The sequence below is a fragment of the Lepagella muris genome (assembly GCF_004793975.1).
Lineage (GTDB): Bacteria > Bacteroidota > Bacteroidia > Bacteroidales > Muribaculaceae > Lepagella > Lepagella muris.
In genome coordinates this window covers 206009-224091 of the sequence record NZ_SRYB01000001.1, presented here as the reverse complement: position 1 = coordinate 224091, position 18083 = coordinate 206009, and the positions used below count along the sequence as shown (strand labels likewise).

Here is an 18083-nt window from a genome sequence, read left to right as displayed (position 1 = left end):
TATTGTAATTGGTGATTTATTTCGGTTGCATTGAGAGTTTCATGACAAAACCTCCATTGCATGGTATTTCAATCTTATATTTGCTATCGGGCTTCAAGGAGATATTTTTCACATTGTCTTTGCAAAGAGATTCATCTTTAATCACAGTACATGATAATCTTTCTTCCTTTGACAACTTGGGGAGTAGCTTAGACAAATCAATTGAAATGCTCTTTTTCTCATCCACGGCATTGACTCCGGCAATATACCACTCATCGTTATGCTTGCGTGCAAGAACGACATATTGTCCGGGATAGCCGTCAATTAGTCGTATGTCATCCCATGTAGTAGGTACATTTTTCATGAAATCAATAGCCCATGAGGGAGCGTCTTCATAATTGTTCGGAGCGAGCGCAAAGTGTTGAACCGGAGATTGAAACAAAACCGCTGTTGCGAGTGCAAATACATCGGAAGTCTTTCTTTTAGTGCCATAGGGTTTGTTCTCACTATTATAATACTGGTTGAGAGCACTGCCGCCAAAGTCCATGCTTCCTAAGGTGTTTCTGACAAATGGGAATATAGTTGCGTTATATGCCTCCTTATCACAGTTGTCCTGGAAGAAATGAAGATTTTCACTTGCCAGTACTGCTTCACTTGAAGCATAGTTAGGAAACATACGCTCCCAGCCTCGAGGCAATGTGCAGCCATGGAAAATGACCAGCAGACCAAAATCGTTGGCATCAGAGAGAATATCCTGATACAGTTTCATCATCTCCTGCTTGTCGCTGCCAAAGAAATCTACTTTGATGCCGCGTATGCCATTATCTTTCATCCACTGCATTTCATTACGACGTGCGGCAGGATTATTCATGATATGTCGCGGGGTCGGGGGCGCATCATTCCAGTATCCATTGGAATTATACCAGAGATAGAGGTCTACACCTTTGGACTTTCCGTAACGTGCAAGCTCTTCTATTTTATCACGTCCTATCTGCTTATCCCAATAACTGTCAACCAGAATTGACGTAAAACCCATAGCCGACGAAAAGTCGATATAACGAATCTGTTCATCATAATTAACACTCTCGTCCATGCCCATAATCCAGCTCCATGAGCCTTTGCCGTATTCGTATTTACGAGAGGGTGCATATAGGGGTTTTACGACATCAAAAGCGATAGTAGTCTCGGCTATTGGAGCGAGATTTCGACCAATCGTAATAGTTCGCCAAGGAGTCTCGCCCGGCAGCGGTAGACCGACATATTCAGAGCCGAGGCCGTTCATCTCACCCTTCTGAGGGAATCCGATTGTATATGCCGAGTCTGATTCGCAAATCAAACGTCCTCCGCAATAAGATCCATCCACGCCGGTTTCCGACAACAGGATCCAACCTTTGTCATTGTTTTTGAACAAGCAGGGGAATGTATATCCTTCACCCCATCCATTCTTGCCTATCGGCTCATCGCATGTGTAAGGAGTCTCATAGCTCGGTGAGGTGCGTGCATAACCTCCCATGGGATGACTCTGAGGACAAAGAAACGATGTAGTTCCGTCGGGTAATACAAATTCCGTCACTTCTCTTTCGATACGCGTTGTCAGAGCGTCCTTCTGGGGTAAAAGAATGTATTTAAACGCGATATCGTTGTTGCTGACCTGGAATACTATGTCAAATACATGAATACTGTCTTTGGAGAATGAAAAGGTACGCTTGTTGGCAAGATAATCAATATCAGACTTCTTGATATTCGGAATTGAGTAGCTCTCTTGTACGGCCTCTATTGGAGAAACAGCGGTCAGTTTCAATCCTGTAGAGTAGTCACCAAGATCAGTCTTAAAGCCAATTCTTGACGGTCTTATAAAGCAATCGTCGTTGTATTTTACTGAATAAGCGGGAGTCGCGTCGGTATCAATAACCGAGACGGTAAGATTCCCGTCGGGACTTGCTACAATGTTGTCGCCTGACGCTACAACATTGTGTGCAACTCCTGAAAGTAATAGGGCTGTTACGATTTTTCGAATCATAGTCAAATTCACTTAGTCAGTTTCATATTGACGGATACTACGCTTCGGGGCCCGCAAAGGACATAAGGCTTGTTGCGGCCAGAAATGCCAGTTCCTCCGGCAGTGATGTCTCGGAGATTTACATCGAGATTTGTCTCTGAAGCCGAAGTGATAATTGCATTTTCAGGCACATCAATCTCGACCATGACTTTTTCGTTCTTCTTGTTGAGAATTACGACACTTACTTCATCGGCAGACTCGTTGACATATGATGACATCTTGACTTCGCTGTCTTCCGACGATGAAGCGACACGGTAGCGTCCGGTAGCATACTTGGAATACTGAGCCATCAGATATCCGTCCTTTGCAATACCGATTTCATCAACCGAGACATTCTTGTCAGGATCATCGACTGTGCAAACTAAACCGCATTGTCCGCTGTCACGACGCAGATACCAATAGATATAAGCACCACAGCCGGCCTCCATGCAGGCATGAATTTCCTCACCAAGGCCATCAAGTTGGTAGTTCCAGATAGTCTTGAGGTCGGCATTCTTGGGGTCATCGAAATATTTCTCAGTCATCCACCATGATTTGCCAACCGGCTCGAGGAGTGTTTCGAATATGTTCTGAACATAATCGTGACGAGCCTTTACATAACCATTGTTCAAATCGGCAAATCCCTGATAAGTATGTCCGATGACAATGTCGGTCTGAGCCATTGCCTCAGGGTCATTCACAACGGGATCGGTATATTCAGGCGCGAAACCACATGCTTCAGGGCCCATAAGCTCCACACCTGTGGCTCTGATTTTGGGGCCACATTGCTTCATAAATACCGCAATCTCGGCCGGTGCCCACAGAACGTCCATGTCAGGCTCATTCTGTACAGACACTGCTGTAAGGTTGACACCATGGCTTTTCATATAGTTAATGTACTCGACAAAATAATCAGCATACGCATCATATTTGGACGGGTCAACATGCTTCCTTACTTCGTTGTTGACTGTGATATTTTCGGTGAATTCCGAGGGAACATGCCAAGGACAGGCAAATACTTCTCCACCTTGGTCTGATACATATTTTGCGCCCTCAACATCTTTTTCCCATATATTTTTGTCATCGTAAAGCATCAGTCGCAGTATGTTATAGCCGAGTATCCCACCTCGCTTAAACATTTGCTCCATCTGGTGCGAGGTTACTTGTTTAACCCAAATGTAGGGATTGTATGCACCTCCGAAACCTCTGATGAGCTGACGTTTCTTGGAGTAGTCAACCGATACATCCACTCGCTTGTATTCAGCTCTTTGTGTCACAATGAGCTCTGTCTTTTCACCGGTCAGAAGATTTGTCAGGATCATCTTTTGCTCTCTTTCGTCCAAGTCGATATTCGGTTTGGCCTGAATCCTAATCTGGCTGAAACCTGATTCGGTCGTTTCTCCACCCTGCCGGGGCGAGAAATCTTCGATGAATCCATCACCGACAAGTTCAAGTTCCCATGGGGTCTCATTCCATTCTACCATCAGGTATGAATCGCCCCCGATGAACGGTACTTCAAGATTTGTTTTCAGGAAACGCACGCCCGATTTGGACGCGATTCCAAGCAGATCTTCGTCGCGCTCGGCACAGCCACACAACAACAGAAGTACTGCCATTAATATGCTGTTATAGAAATATACTTTTTTCATATCGTTATCTGTTTACTGGTTGGTTTTACCGGCCAATCCATTGGCAACTCCAATGTATGAGGCTTTGCGGTTATAGTTTGAATCCCAAATGCCATTAAGTCCGGCCGGATGTCCGAATGAGACACCATAACGAAGTTCGGCAGGTATCAGCTCCTGATATTTACGTAGTACAAAATTATAGTAGTTTCCTTTGGCAAGTTCAATATCAGTATTGGTGCTTGTCGCATTTGCCATAGAGACTGTCAGATTGGATATTCTTATGATTTTACCAGTCTTGGCAAGTAAAACAAACATTTGCTCTATTGCATCTTCATATCCTTTCTGAGTAATGGGGTCATTAGAGCAAGTGAGATTTAGTTTTACGTCGATACCATCAATTTTTGTTACACCATCTGATTCCCATTTTTCAATTTGTGAAATCAAGCCCTGACATTTTATGAGACCTGCAGATTCTAATCCATATTCGCTTACAAATAGTTTCAAATTGTCACCGCCGTGTTCGCGAGCTATTCTGACTGCTTCACGCACATAATTTTCACCAAGATAGTCTGACCACAAGAATACACCGGGAGCACCATTGACATCGTCATCAGCCTTTCTTAGTTCTACGGGTGAGGTATCAGACATAGGATCTTCAACAACAATCCAACTGCTAACATACTCTTTTGAAACCTCCATTACGCCGGCAATCCACTGTTCCATTACGCCGGTCAGAATTTCAGCTTTTTCTTCAGGAGTCTTTTCAATTATATTAGCGCCGGGGCCGATCTCAGAATATCCTTCGCTGTCAGTAGAAAGATGATACAAGTCGCCGTTCCAGGCATGCCACTGGTCTATACTTGCATTTTCAAAATCACCATTTCTCATGAGTTCATCGTCAGAGCCCTCTTTTTTGAGTGAAATGTTGTCTATATACATCTTGCCGACATACTGTCCGAAATTGATGGCAATCTTGTTGGCTTCACCATGAGAAGAAGTAAATGTATAATTGATCTCCTGCCACTGGGTGGTTACTGTGAAAGGACCAGGATATTGCTGTTCTCCTCCTTGCAGATATACTTCAGGACTCCACACACCGCTGGCCCTTGCCATGAATTTAAGTGTATACTTTGCGCCGGATTCAAAATTAGTGTAATGTTCATACCACACCTGAGCATCCCAGGGATTAGAACCTGCCGTTTGATTCTCAAATACAAGACAATAGCCGGTATTTGCAACTCCTACATTAGGGTCTTCAATAATAACAGGTGCGATAAGTTGGTTGAGATAATCGGCGTTTTGTGAACGATGCCACACGAGTGAACGTCCGAATGTCGACAGCCCGTATTCCTGAGTACATTTAAGATACGATTCAACATTACCGAAATCAAATTCGCCTCCGTTACCAAGACAGGCCCCCATGGTCATGATATTATCATCGGGCATCGTTTCGGTAAAGTTGGAGTGCAGTATAATTCCGGCTGCACCGCGTTTCATCAGTTCGGTGGACGATACTGACGCTCCAAGACGGAACCCGGGATGAGACTCAAAGTCAATATATTTTTTGAGCACATCAAAACCATTGACGTATTCAGCCATGGCAACGTCCATCGGCTCCTCTATCGGGTCGAGGTTGATATCATATTTTTCATCGCTGCACCCCGCCAGTAATGCACACAGCATCAACGCGTATGGTGCTCTCCGTATGTTTATTTTACTTTTATTCATGATTATTGCTGTTTTGCATGAAGCGGATTAATTCAATTGACTTTATAGGTAGGCTTAAATTCTTCCATAACAATGTTACGTGATTGAACTACAAGGGTATCCATGGTTTCGTAAGTCTTACCTCCGAAATCGATGTTATACTCAAGATACAGTACATTGTGATCCTGATTGCCCCAACCCTTTTTCTCTCCGTCTTTTACAAACTTGCCGCTTCCAGTGGCTGTCATGCCATGGGTTGAAGTAGAGATTGTGCAATTATCACCGTCAAATGTAAGGTCAAGTACACATGTTCGTGTCGCTATGCCACCGTTTTCCGAGACTTGGGTTTTGACTGGAAATTTTGCGATATTGTAGCCTCCAGTGGTAACCGATACGACCTCGTCAGATTCTCTGTATTTACCTCGACGCACGTATTTAACCATGGCACCTCCATCTTCGGTGATGATATCCACACCGCGTCTCAGATAAGTGGCATGCCAGGGATTTATATACTTCACACAATATAGAACATAGTCCTTGGGCTGCACTTTCCATGCAGTCGCATCACAAGGCGAGGGAGTATCACCCTCGAAAACAGGAGATCCTGACAATATGCCATCACAGCCGTCAGCTTTAATGATGCGGGCCGGAATAACGTATGTATTTTCTAACGACGCAGGATCAGCAAAAAACTTGTCGGTCAGTTCTATTTCTGAGCCATAGAGAAATGACTTGATGTGAGTCAGCTTATTGGAAGACAGTCTATAGTAGTCTTCCGGCATAGGTTTGACAGGTGTGCCATTCTCAAAGTAGAGATTGTCGGTGAGTGTATTGTCTATTTCGATTTCCATTTTTGCGTCGCGCGGTTCGTATGAACCGCCATGAGTGGCCGTAATACGGCATCGGTGGCTGTTGTCAAGAGTGTTGTCCTGTTCAGGATCTTCGCCAAGAGTAATTGTGCGAACGGGGTATTGGTAAGCAAAGTATGCTTTTGTTCCACCGTCAAAGTCGGGAAAATCCTGCTCGCTGTTCTCGCATGAAGCCAGAGCTGCTCCGGCAATCAATGACACTAATATATATTTGAGATGTTTCATAATTCAATTGCTTTTCTATTACCAGCCTTGATTTTGTTCAAGATTGCTGAATTTCAATACGTCATCGAATGGAATCGGCCCATAAATCATATATGGATTATAGAGTCGTTGCTCTACATCAATATAGTTGTAGTTATTACCCGATATATCGACGCCACGCGCTGTCTCATTGAGAGTCTCGTTCCAGCGTCGAAGGTCCCAGAATCTTACATTCTCGAAACAGAGTTCCAGTCGACGTTCGTTTCTGATAAGTTTTTTGAAGTCTTCCTTGTTGTTTTTGGCCTGTTCCAGATATGGATCGCCATTGTCGACACCTACACCGGCACGCTTTCGTATTGCCTTTATGACATCGTAGGCCGAATATGAATGTTCGCCGCTTCCTGTAGGCCCGTAAGCCTCATTCGCAGCCTCGGCATAGGCAAGAAATATCTCGGTGTAACGGATATATTTTGTATAATGTCTCTGAACGGTGTTTACAGCACTGTTGGGGTTACAATCATCGCGCAAGAATTTACGCATGTAATATCCCGTTCTTGTCGAGTGCCCCAGTTCTTTGTTCAGGCCGTCGTTGGTGGCACTTGTTGAACTCGTATTGATGGTCTGTGACGATGGTCCTTGCACCGACCCGTTGTAAACGATGTAATTCGAGAGACGAGGGTCTCTGTTATCGTAAGGATTTGATTCATCAAAGTAACCACGTGAGTCATGGATAGGATAGCCATTTGCCATAGGGAAGGCATCCACAAGATTCTGCGTGGGGTTAATTCGTCCATTACCATAAAGACTTGGCGGGAAATTTTCCTTTTCAAGATCATTATTGTCACTAAAATTGCCACGCCAGATAATTTCGTCATGGTTCACGGTATTGCCTGTGTTGCCTACTTCTCCGGGTGTATACCATATATGACCTTTCGAGGCCATTCCTGCAACACCACCAATGTGATCAAGAACAACACCGGCGTAGTGTGCAGCGGTAGCCCAGTCAACTCCTGACTGGTCGCCGAAGGCCGGACTTGCTGCGAGAAGTGCGGCTTGTGCTCTGACAGCTTCGGCGATTCTGCCGCTTATTCTGCCGATACCGTTATTCCCGAATACACGATTGTATTCGGTCATACCGGCGCCCATGTCTTTATATTTTTGCGGAATGTTGGAGGAGGTAACTTCGCCATAGTCGTATGGTAGAAGCTCAAGTGCCTTGTCAATGTCAGAAAAAATCTGCTGCATGCACTCTGCAAATGTATTACGGGGAACATTCATATCGGTAGTTGCATCGTATGTCTGTGTCCAGATAGGTACACCGAGCAGTTGACCGGATGCTGTTTTACCTCCATAGTTTTGGAGCAGGAAATACATATTCATTGCTCTAAGAGCATAGGCTTCTCCGCTTAGTCGGGTAATATACAACTGATTGGTGACAGGTTCATCAGCCCAACGAACATTGTTTACACCGTTTAGGAATACGTTGCAGAACTGAATAGACGCATTTCGGTCTCGCCAGTTGCAAGTTGATTCCCAAGATTTGGATGTCCAGCCACCGACAGCCATATTAAGCCAGTTGTTGGACATATTGTTGGTAACGGCATCATCTGTCGCTACATCATTTGTCGCAGGTGTTCCATAAGGCATAAGGAGATATGCCGAGCGCAACATTCCATCGAATTGAGACGGGTCCTTCTGCATAGCGTTTTCGTCTCTCACGTTCTCGAGAGCCGGATCAAACAGGTCATCGCAGGAAACGAATGACAAGGCTCCGAGTACCGATATTATGGGTATTATAAGTTTTTTCATGACAGTCGATATTTAGAATTTAATATTAGCACCAATATTGAACCAGCGGGTCTGTGGAGCCGAGCCGGTGCTGAGTTCCATAATTCTATGGTGCTTGCCTATCGTGCAGAGATTTGAAACACTTGCATAGGCCGAGAGACCTTTTACGACTTTGCCGCTGAACCAACGGCCGGGCATATCGTAAGTGAGCTGCACTTTTGCTATTTCAAACCGGTCGGTATTATACATCCAGAAGTCAGAAGTCTGGAAATTATTGGCACCATTGGTGGTAGTAAGACGCGGATAAGTAGCGGTCTCGGCGGTTTCCGGTGTCCAGCGGTTTCGTACTTCAGCCGAGTATTTGCGATCGCCGTACGCCCAGTAATACGAGGAACTTTTTACAGCCTGGGCACCGAAGTTGCCGACACCTAATACAAAGAGAGTGAAATCTTTCCATTTGGCTGTGAGATTGACTCCGAGAACAAACGGAGAACCGGCCCAACCGCCTTTGCCCAAAACGACCTGATCATCGGAGTTGATGACATTGTCTCCATTTATGTCGGCATATTTAAGATCACCGGGCTGGATATTCACCCCGCCTAACTGAGACTGGTCGGGCGAATTTTTGATCTCGTCGTAGCTGTTGAAGAAACCTAAGCAGCGATATCCCCTTATTACGTCAAGGGCTTGACCTTCCGAGTTCTGATAGTCATAGACGTTCTGCTCATCACGGCGTGTTGCTTTTGTTGTATAATATGTTGCATTCACGCCGGCCGAAAAGCTCACCTGATCCCATGTGTCATTATACTTTATACCGAAATCAAAACCGGTTCGGCGATCGTTATTGTAGTTGCGCCATGGTACGAGAGATGAAGTCGGATAGAATGTTGAGAAATAAGTCGGATAAAGAGTCGAATTGTTGATAAGTAAGCCGTTCATTTCGGAGATAAACCCTTCGGCATCCAGAGCCAGTTTACCGTCAAAGAACTCGGAATGTATATTTGCACTCAACTCTTTTCGTTTAACAAATGTCATGTCAGGATTTCCGCCTCTTTCAGGATATGTTGCGGTACTTCCAGATGCGCCGGGCCAAGAGAACCAGCCCCCCTCAGCATAAGCGGGAGCATAAAGATAGTAGCCTTGAATATCGAGGTCGGTATTAAGTATGCCTCCCGATACACTTAAAGTGAGGTTATTGACAACATTCTGGTCATCCATGAAAGGTTCATTGGCGATATTCCAACCAATCATAGCCGTAGGTGAAAATGCCTGACGATGTCCTGGAGCAAGACGTGCCGAGTGAATGGCAGCCATACCTAATTGCGCAAAGTAACGGCTCTTATAATTATAATCTATTTGAAGTCCAAGGTTTACATTGCTTGTCTTGTGATACTCACCGGAGAATGTTCTCTGCCAACCTGAGGCAACCAATATAGCACTTAAGTTATGAGCTGTGTTGAATGTACGGCGATAGTCAACATTGACATCAAAGTATATTGTCTGTCGGTCAGAGGAACCGCCTAACCATTGAACACCCGAGTGCTCGTCTTTGCCTTCCTTGGTTAATTCGATAATTTCATCTTTGCCGTTGACCGATGCCCACACAGGTACGTAAGTGGCATAAGAATCGGTATAACCAGAGTTGTAGGAAGTGGCATAGTCAATAGCAAAACGGGTGTGTACGCCAAGTCCTTTGACAAAAGGATCAAGATTAAAATCAAGACCGCAATTGAATTGAAACTGACGACTTGTAAATTTATTATCGCCTTTTACATATCCGTCGGCAATAGCATTGGTCTGGTCGATTGATGTTCCGGAAAGGAATTTGCCATCAACAATGAAATTGCTGCCTCTAATCAAGTCAAGTGCCGATGCTGCTTCCGGGCTGATATAGCTGACTGGAATTAACGGGGCAATACGGTTGGGGCGAAGATTGGCGGCAGTGTTCCAGAAGTCTGTCTGTGCCGACTGTGCGCCATAGAATGTAGCGGCAGCGTCAACATACGCGCTTACAATGGGATTGAATGTTATATCAACGTTGCCTCTGACATTCAGACGGTCAGTATAGTTGTCCTTCGCTTTTCCAAAGTCGATAAGGTCACCTTCGCGGAAATACGATACATAGGAGTAATAACGTGCCTTATTGTTACCACCTTTGATTTCAATGCCTATATCACTGCGGTTATATGCTTTTTTCACATATTCCGAGCTATAGAGGTCAAGATCGGGATAACGATAAGGATTCGTTCCGGCTGCCGTGCGATAAATATCATTTTGTGAATATGCTGCACCGATACCATCGTTGAGACATGCCTCATTATAAAGAGTCATATACTCTGCGGCTCTCAGATAATTGGGGAAAGACTTAGCTACTTTCCAGCCGGTATTGGCTTTGACATTAATCTGAATAGGCTGGTCTTTACCTCGCTTCGTTTTGATGTAGATAACACCTTTGGCCGCTCTGCTGCCATATAGGACGACCGCAGGCGCGCTTTTAAGGAAGGTTATTTCTTCTACTTCTTCAGCCGAAATATTGTTCATATCACGTGGCACACCATCGATTATTACTAAAGGGGAGTCATCCAAACCCCAGAATGAATTACCGGTATAGCCGGGTACATAAGCTTCAAGATTGGAGACATCGTAATTATAGTTTTTATTTTGGAGCTGTTCCATGTTCAGGAACGATACTCCTCCGATTACATCTTTTGACGGAATCTGTCGGAATGCCACCTGCACTTCATCCTTGCCGACAAGTGAATCGGGCTGTTCCACATGGGCGGAAACAGTCGTCACACATAGCGCCCCAAGTACGAGTGATGCTATATATTTTGTTTTATCTGACATGAGATTAACTGTTTTAAATTAATGTTACCAACCGGGATTCTGCTCGAATTCTGCATATATGTAGGTGTCTTCTCTCTTAAGAGGGAACCAGTAATGCATACTGTCGAATTTGCGTGTCAGGATAATTTCTTCTCTGAACTCCGATACTCTCGCATTGCGGGGATCGTTGTTTTTGAAGAAGTCCTCATTTTCTACACGGATAAATTCCTGAGAAGTTTTGACCGTATATTTGGGTTCAGTGAGCAGGAGCCAGCGTTGCAGGTCGTTGAAGCGGAAGCCTTCGAAACTGAGTTCGACAGCTCGCTCTCGACGCACCTCGTCCATAAAGCTGTTGCCGGTGAATTTCTCGTTCACATGTCCTGCACCTACACGATCTCTAAGTACGTTTATGGCATCGGCTGCTGTAAGATCGCATTTAGACGATTTAGCCTTAGGGCCTCCGATAGCTGCACAGGCCTCGGCATACATCAGGTAAATGTCGGCAAGTCGCATATACGGAATATAGGCATGAGGGTTAGGAGGATAGTCATCGGACATACCCATATCATATTTCTGGCATGTGTGAACACATAGTTTCTGACAGAAATATCCTGTTCGCGAAGCGTTGGATACAGCGCGCATCGAACCACCTGTAGCAAGGCCGGCATAAATCATGTCAAGATCATTGCCTTTGGTGTCGCTCAATATGTATTTAACACCGTCAAAAATAATATCATGGTAGAATCGCGGATCTCGGTCTTTAAAGGGGTAATTTTTGTCAAATCCAGATTCAGGATCATCAAGTGGTAGTCCGTTTGCCATACCGTAGTTTGCTACATAATTTGCAGTGGGCTGGTGGATCTCATTGTCCTGAGCACATAGATTGTTGGGGCCGAAAGTACGTGAGTAGTTGAAGCGGGTGGCGCTCCATGCCGGAGAAGGTCCACGGAAGATAGCTTCTTTTCCACCAGGTTGAAGCCATCCACGGTTGATGGTAAAGAACAGTTCGCTGTAACTGAAATCTACGTCGGATTTCTTAATGTGGTCATAGACATTAGAATACTCGAATTTTGCCAGTTCGTAGTTTGTCTGTCCGCTCTCTACAAGATTTATGATTTCTGCGAAGGCATCGGCTGCAAGCTGTGCGTACTCCTGACTGTAATCATAAGTGCGCGTGCCACCTGTCTGTGCGCCATGCTGCATAAGGGGACTTGCTGCCCAAAGATAGTTTTTGCCAAGATAGCCTAATGCTACAATTTTGTTTATGCGTAATTCATTATGTCCAATGGTATTTTTGCCGGGTGTGGTCTTGTCCCAATCAAGAGGAAGCAGCTCAACTGCTTTTTTTAAATCCTCTGCTGCTTTATCGGCACATTCGAGATACGACAGACGTACAAGTCGAGGCGACTCGTCAGTAGGGAGTTCATGATCTATGTAGGGTAGACCTCCAAGAAATTGCATCATCTCGAAATGCCACCATGCTCTAAAGAAGTATAGTTGGCCAAGCAGAAGATCCTTTTCCTCCTGTGAACCTATGAAGTATTCGTCAATGTTGGCGAAAGCTGTATTTATTTTTGAAATACAATACCAAGCGTGGCCGTAGAGTCCATGATCAAAGCTACTCTGAGAAGTGCTATTGATATCGCTCTTACCAAACCAAAAATAGTTATCGGTCTGCCATGCGTAGAAGTTGCCAATATCAATCTGATGATTCATACGGTTATCTGCGTGTGGGTTCTGGATTTCGTCATCACCAAGATTCCATGATGTAGTCCAGTTGCATTTGGCCTTATCCGGGATACAGTTGTATATTTCCTCGATGTAGCCCTGGAAATTATTGAAGTTCTTGAATGCGTCTTCTTTGTTGACATTGGATTCGGGATTCTTGTCAAGATAATCTTCACAAGATGCCATCATCAGAACCGAACCGGCTGCCAATGCAAATCGAGTAATGATTGATAGTATATTTTTCATTATGCTATTCTATTAAAAATTAAATTTTAAGCCGATGTTGTATCTTCTCATTGTCGGATACGCACCATCGCTTGAACCTCCGGCAAAGTTTGATTCTCTGTCATCGGGCATCTTTGTCCATAGCCATAGGTTATTGCCGTTTAAGAAAATACGCAGATTTGAAAGCCCAAGTTTTTTTACCCAACGCTGATTGAAATCATAAGCAATCTCGATGTTTTTCAGACGAACGTAAGAACCGTCATATAGGTATCGTGTACCATCTGAGTAAGGAGTGCTAGACGAATAGTAACGAGGAGTCCTGATATCTCCAATTCCAGATGCCGGGTCTATCCATGAGCGGCCTGTGAATACGAGGTCAATCTGATTAATAAAATCCCGAAGATATACTTCACGAGTAACATTTGTCACGCCATAGAACTGGACGAAGGCACTCAAACCTTTCCATTCAAAGCCCAAAGTTGCATTATATGTGTTTTGAGGAGTTCCGGAGAATCCATAGGGCGCACGGTCTTTCTCATCAACGATACCATCACCGTTGAAGTCAATTATATAAAGGTCACCAGGCAGGCGGGTCTCATCTTTGATATCGTGAGCAGGGCTACCATATAGATCATCGAATGATGTCAATGTTCCGTGATCTATGAAAGCTGTAGTCTGGCCGATTGAATATCCGGCTGATTTCTGATAGCTTGGCTTCAATTCGGGGTCGTCCTTGAAAATGATTTTGTTGAAAGCATGTGTCATATTTAGATTGGCCCATACTCTGAAGTCGGGCGTAAAATTATGATTCAGCCTCAGTTCGATTTCAAAACCTTTGGATTCGGCTTTGCCAAGGTTGGTGGTAGGAGGAGTCATGCCAAAATATGATGGCATGGCACGTTCACTGCCTCTAAGAAGAATATCATTACGGCTATCCTTGAACATTTCGACAGTTCCGGCGATTTTCGAGTTCAGGAATGCAAAATCAATACCGAGATTCATCTTTTTCACTTTCTCCCAATTGGCATTGGGATTGCCAAGAGCATTGAGTCGGTAGAACTGATAAATACTTGACGCTCCATTGACCGTCATCAAAGCGCTGCCGCCATATCCCCATTGTTCCATATATAGGAATCGGTCTCCGGTATCGTCTCCAATTTCGCCATATGAACCGCGAATTTTCAGCTCATTCCACCAACGAGATATCGGCTCCCAGAATTTTTCGGCTGAAGGACGCCAGCCGACTGCGGCTGAGTTGAAGAATCCGAAACGATATCCTTTGCCAAATTTCTCAGAACCGTTATAAGCGCCGTTGTATTCGGCAAAATAGCGGTTGTCAAAGTCGTAAGTAGCACGGAACACCCAGTCTTCACGTCTGATGGGAACCATTGATCCTGTCGAAAGCTGTTGACGATTCCAAACGCCGGTCAAACCGACTGTGTTTTTACCGAATGTCCTGTTATAATTAAGTTGCAGTTGATAATATAGATTCTTCATCGTCATATCATCTTTAACTGCCCCAGACATCGTATCCCAATTATTCCCGGGCGTCTTATCGAAGTTGCTATTGCCTTCGGTTGTGGTAGTTGTCTGTATTGCGCCAGTCACAGGGTCTATCCATTTGCGAATTTCTTCGGTAGGATCACTGATTCCTCGACTTTGTTCCATGAATCGGTTATCCCAAGAAATCATTCCACGGAAGCTAAGTCCTTTTGTAATGAAATCAAGTTTTTGTTCAAGGACAAAGTCTGTGTTTATGCGGGTTTCAGTATTGGTGTTGCTACCTCCTCGAGCAATATTCCATACCGAGTTTTCGACGTGAGTTGTATTTTGCGGATAGTATCCGAATGAACCGTCACTGTAGATAGGATAGAAGGCGTTGGGCGATGTGCTGTATACGCCAGCCCATACACGGTTGTTTCCCCATGTGTTCTGATCAAAGGCGTCACCCTCCGGAACTCGGCTTCTGCGCTGTGCATTAGAGCCTGAAATGTTAACCTTGAACACTGTAGTTGGGGTTAGATGAAAATCAAGGTTTGAACGGGAGTTCAGTCGAGTATAGCCAAAACCTGTTTTATAGCCACGACCATTATTGATCTGTTTGAATAAGTCACCTTCACTTACATAGTCAATGATGGCATAATACTTTACGAATTTTGTACCACCGCTAACCGAAACATTTCCATTGTAGGACATTGCATAGTCATTAAACAATACATCTTCCCAATCTATGTTAGGATAACGCTCCATCTGTGTAATAGATGTCTGGTTACGATATTTTTCCATTTCGGAAAGCGGAGTCATGTGTTCCCATGAGCTTGGCATCAAGCCGAGTTCGTGAACGATGATTCGGTTACGGGCAGCCAATGCATCATAAGAGTCAAGTTTCTGCGGAAGTTTTGAAGCGCTCTTGACTGTAGCAGTAAAGTTAGCACTCACTTTGGCTCGCCCCTCTTCTCCTCGACGTGTTGTGATAAGAATCACACCGTTTGCACCTTTTACACCATATACCGCTGTGGCTGATGCATCTTTAAGAATGGATATTGTCTTTACTGAGCCTACATCGACCGAAGCCATATCACGCTCAACGCCATCTACGAGAACAAGAGGTGCTGAATTATTCCAAGAGCTGGCACTACGAATTACGATACTAGCACTTTCATCACCAGGCATACCGGAACTTGCCATCGTTACAACGCCCGGCAGGTTTCCTGTAAGTGCCGAACTGATATCATGCACACCGGCTGCACGTTCAAGTACATCACCGGTAGTCTGGGCAATGGCACCTACAACCGATGCTTTTTTCTGTTGACCGTAACCGACAACTATCACTTCTTCGAGAGAATTTTCAGTAGGCTGAAGTGTCACATTTACGACTTCACGTCCATTAACTTTCACCTCAAGCGGTTTCATTCCTATATAGGAAAATGCTAAAACTGCCGATTTGAGGTCTGAAACATTTAGAGAAAAGTTTCCGTCTATGTCTGTTACTGCAGCTATCCTTTCTGCATTCAATAGGCGGACTGTAGCACCGATCAGTGGTTCGCCGGTGTCATCGACGACAGTTCCTTTCACTATCTCAGCCTTGGATTGCAGGCAACCAAAGATGAAAAATATAGCAATCAGAAATAGACTGCGCCAATGTAGCAATTCTTCGTTTTTCATTGGATTGATTGTTATTGTGTTATTGATTTAAATCGTTACCATTTCCAGCGCAAAATTAGAAAGAACGCCAGGATTTTGTTCACTTTGTTGTTGCGATTGGTTTAGATATTGTAAAAGGTGTAAAAATTATTGTTTCAATTCCTTCACGCAATGTAATAGTACATCAGATTACCTGATATTTAGCCACAATATCCGGAGCGACAAACTGTCGCTCCGGAGCAGCAATGTAGTTGCATAAATTACCTTAAAACAATCTAAATAACCACATATTGAATTACCTAATTATAAAGTTTTAGCGAGTTGATCAGATTCGATATTCTCCATTCTGGTATAGTCGAACTTTTCAATATCGACATATCCCCCACTGGAAATTGTGGCATAGTTGAATATCGCAAATCTTGAACCCATGAAAAGACGAGTGTAATCAAATCGCATTTGGAACGGTTTCCCGATTTCTTTCCATGTTTTGCCATCGCGACTATAGAAGCAAGTAGCGATGTCTTTGCCAAGACGAAAATCGGCACCAATGCGAAGACATATCGTGTTACCCTTGATTTCTATTCGTTCCTCTTCCTCATCTTCAACTTGTACATTAAGTGTAGTCGGATCACTGAAATTGACAACTTCATTATGTTTGATAAGATATTTCTTTCGTCCAATTTTTTTTATCGACAGCAGTGCCGAGTGTCCGTTGAATGCAGCCAGGCCTGCTACGTCACCGTCTTTCATTTTTGACAGATCCATTTTAACGGTTCCATAGCATTCGGGACCTTCCATACGCTGAGTAAGTGTATTCACAGCCTCATAGATATTCCCGGCTATCCGAGATGTTTTAAGCCTTAAGGATCCCGGTCGTTCGGTCAAAGACCAGGCATCATTGTCCGGACAATGGTTCCATTGCCAGTTAAAGCCTATTGTATCTGAGTTGAAATCGTCACTTGATACGATACACGAAGGTGTTTCTCCACGATTTATATAAGTAAATGTCTTTGGTATTCTGCCGTCTTCATTCCCGAGCATAGGCCAACCATCAATCCATCGGCAAGGCATAACGGTCGGTACACGCCCCACAGCTCCACGGTCCTGAAATATAAAGCCCCACCAGTTTCCGTCTACATCATCCACAATGGTACCTTGTGCTGCATATGGAAACCCGTCAAGGTTATCTTCAAGAACCACAAGCTTTTCGTATGGGCCTGTAATTTTGTCGGCACGATAACACAATTGTCGGCGATTTCGACCCTCGGGCCAATTGATTATCATTAAATAGTACTTGCCGTTATACTTGACCGCACGGCTCCCCTCGTGAAGTCCTGCTGCTTCTTCGTCAGGCACGATTACAGTCATGTCGAGTCCGTCTTCTTTTACGCCCGTCATATCCGATTTTAATTCCCGTAGATTGATAGCACCGGAACCATAAAATACGTAAACCTTGCCATCATCATCGAAAAATAGCGATGAATCATGGAAATGGTCGGTTCGGCATACCTGTTTCCACTTATCCCTGGGGTTCTTCGCTGCAAAAATATACGACTGGAAAGGTGCGTCATTGGGTGAAAACAGGACATAAAACATTCCGTCGTGATATCTCAGCGAAGTAGCCCATTGACCTTTGCCATAGACGGTACCGCCTTCGAGATGGTAACGTGGCGAGTCCTCAAGTGTATCGAAAACATAGTTGATTATTTCCCAGTTGACAAGATCTTTAGAGTGCATGATGGGGCATCCGGGCATCAAATGCATGGTGGTGGATACCATATAAAAGTCATCACCAACCCGTATTACATCAGGGTCAGGAACATCGGCCCAAATCACAGGATTGGGTGAGGTCGCATAAGTCTCGGCCGGATTCTTGCTATCGGCAATAGCGTTGAGCCCAAACAATATGCATGCCGAGACTATAACATTCCGTAGATTCATATTATG

Annotated in this window: 9 protein-coding genes; all 9 read right to left on the bottom strand. The window is 44.4% G+C overall.

Going from position 1 to position 18083, the window contains the following annotated elements; genetic code table 11:
• Positions 1-16: 16 nt before the first annotated feature.
• Positions 17-1999, bottom strand: a complete 1983-nt coding sequence (locus E5331_RS01240) for a glycoside hydrolase family 97 protein (RefSeq protein WP_135984334.1) — start codon at positions 1997-1999, stop codon at positions 17-19.
• An 8-nt stretch (positions 2000-2007) separates the two neighbouring features.
• The gene (locus tag E5331_RS01235; protein WP_135984332.1) at positions 2008-3666 is read right to left on the bottom strand and encodes a glycoside hydrolase; all 1659 of its coding nucleotides are present in this window, start codon (positions 3664-3666) and stop codon (positions 2008-2010) included.
• A 12-nt stretch (positions 3667-3678) separates the two neighbouring features.
• Positions 3679-5373 (bottom strand): endo-1,4-beta-xylanase, encoded by a 1695-nt coding sequence (locus E5331_RS01230; RefSeq protein ID WP_135984330.1) that lies wholly within the window; start codon positions 5371-5373, stop codon positions 3679-3681.
• Between the two features lie 32 nt (positions 5374-5405).
• Positions 5406-6446, bottom strand: a complete 1041-nt coding sequence (locus E5331_RS01225) for a DUF5627 domain-containing protein (RefSeq protein WP_135984328.1) — start codon at positions 6444-6446, stop codon at positions 5406-5408.
• Between the two features lie 18 nt (positions 6447-6464).
• Complete coding sequence (locus tag E5331_RS01220) at positions 6465-8234, bottom strand: RagB/SusD family nutrient uptake outer membrane protein (protein WP_135984326.1); 1770 nt, start codon at positions 8232-8234, stop codon at positions 6465-6467.
• Positions 8235-8246: 12 nt separating this feature from the next.
• Positions 8247-11060, bottom strand: a complete 2814-nt coding sequence (locus tag E5331_RS01215; RefSeq protein ID WP_135984324.1) for a SusC/RagA family TonB-linked outer membrane protein — start codon at positions 11058-11060, stop codon at positions 8247-8249.
• Between the two features lie 24 nt (positions 11061-11084).
• On the bottom strand, positions 11085-13013 hold the full coding sequence (locus E5331_RS01210; protein WP_135984322.1) for a RagB/SusD family nutrient uptake outer membrane protein: 1929 nt from the start codon (positions 13011-13013) through the stop codon (positions 11085-11087).
• 12 nt (positions 13014-13025) lie between these two features.
• Positions 13026-16157 carry a SusC/RagA family TonB-linked outer membrane protein gene (locus E5331_RS01205; RefSeq protein WP_135984320.1) on the bottom strand — a complete coding sequence of 1044 codons (3132 nt, stop codon included), beginning with the start codon at positions 16155-16157 and terminating at the stop codon, positions 13026-13028.
• 282 nt (positions 16158-16439) lie between these two features.
• Positions 16440-18077 (bottom strand): glycoside hydrolase family 43 protein, encoded by a 1638-nt coding sequence (locus tag E5331_RS01200; protein ID WP_135984318.1) that lies wholly within the window; start codon positions 18075-18077, stop codon positions 16440-16442.
• Between the last annotated feature and the right edge of the window lie 6 nt (positions 18078-18083).

Coding starts and splice junctions, on each gene's coding strand:
- E5331_RS01220 (WP_135984326.1), bottom strand. CDS start 8,234: ATGAAAAAACTTATAATACCCATAATATCGGTACTCGGAGCCTTGTCA.
- E5331_RS01235 (WP_135984332.1), bottom strand. CDS start 3,666: ATGAAAAAAGTATATTTCTATAACAGCATATTAATGGCAGTACTTCTG.
- E5331_RS01215 (WP_135984324.1), bottom strand. CDS start 11,060: ATGTCAGATAAAACAAAATATATAGCATCACTCGTACTTGGGGCGCTA.
- E5331_RS01200 (WP_135984318.1), bottom strand. CDS start 18,077: ATGAATCTACGGAATGTTATAGTCTCGGCATGCATATTGTTTGGGCTC.
- E5331_RS01225 (WP_135984328.1), bottom strand. CDS start 6,446: ATGAAACATCTCAAATATATATTAGTGTCATTGATTGCCGGAGCAGCT.
- E5331_RS01240 (WP_135984334.1), bottom strand. CDS start 1,999: ATGATTCGAAAAATCGTAACAGCCCTATTACTTTCAGGAGTTGCACAC.
- E5331_RS01230 (WP_135984330.1), bottom strand. CDS start 5,373: ATGAATAAAAGTAAAATAAACATACGGAGAGCACCATACGCGTTGATG.
- E5331_RS01205 (WP_135984320.1), bottom strand. CDS start 16,157: ATGAAAAACGAAGAATTGCTACATTGGCGCAGTCTATTTCTGATTGCT.
- E5331_RS01210 (WP_135984322.1), bottom strand. CDS start 13,013: ATGAAAAATATACTATCAATCATTACTCGATTTGCATTGGCAGCCGGT.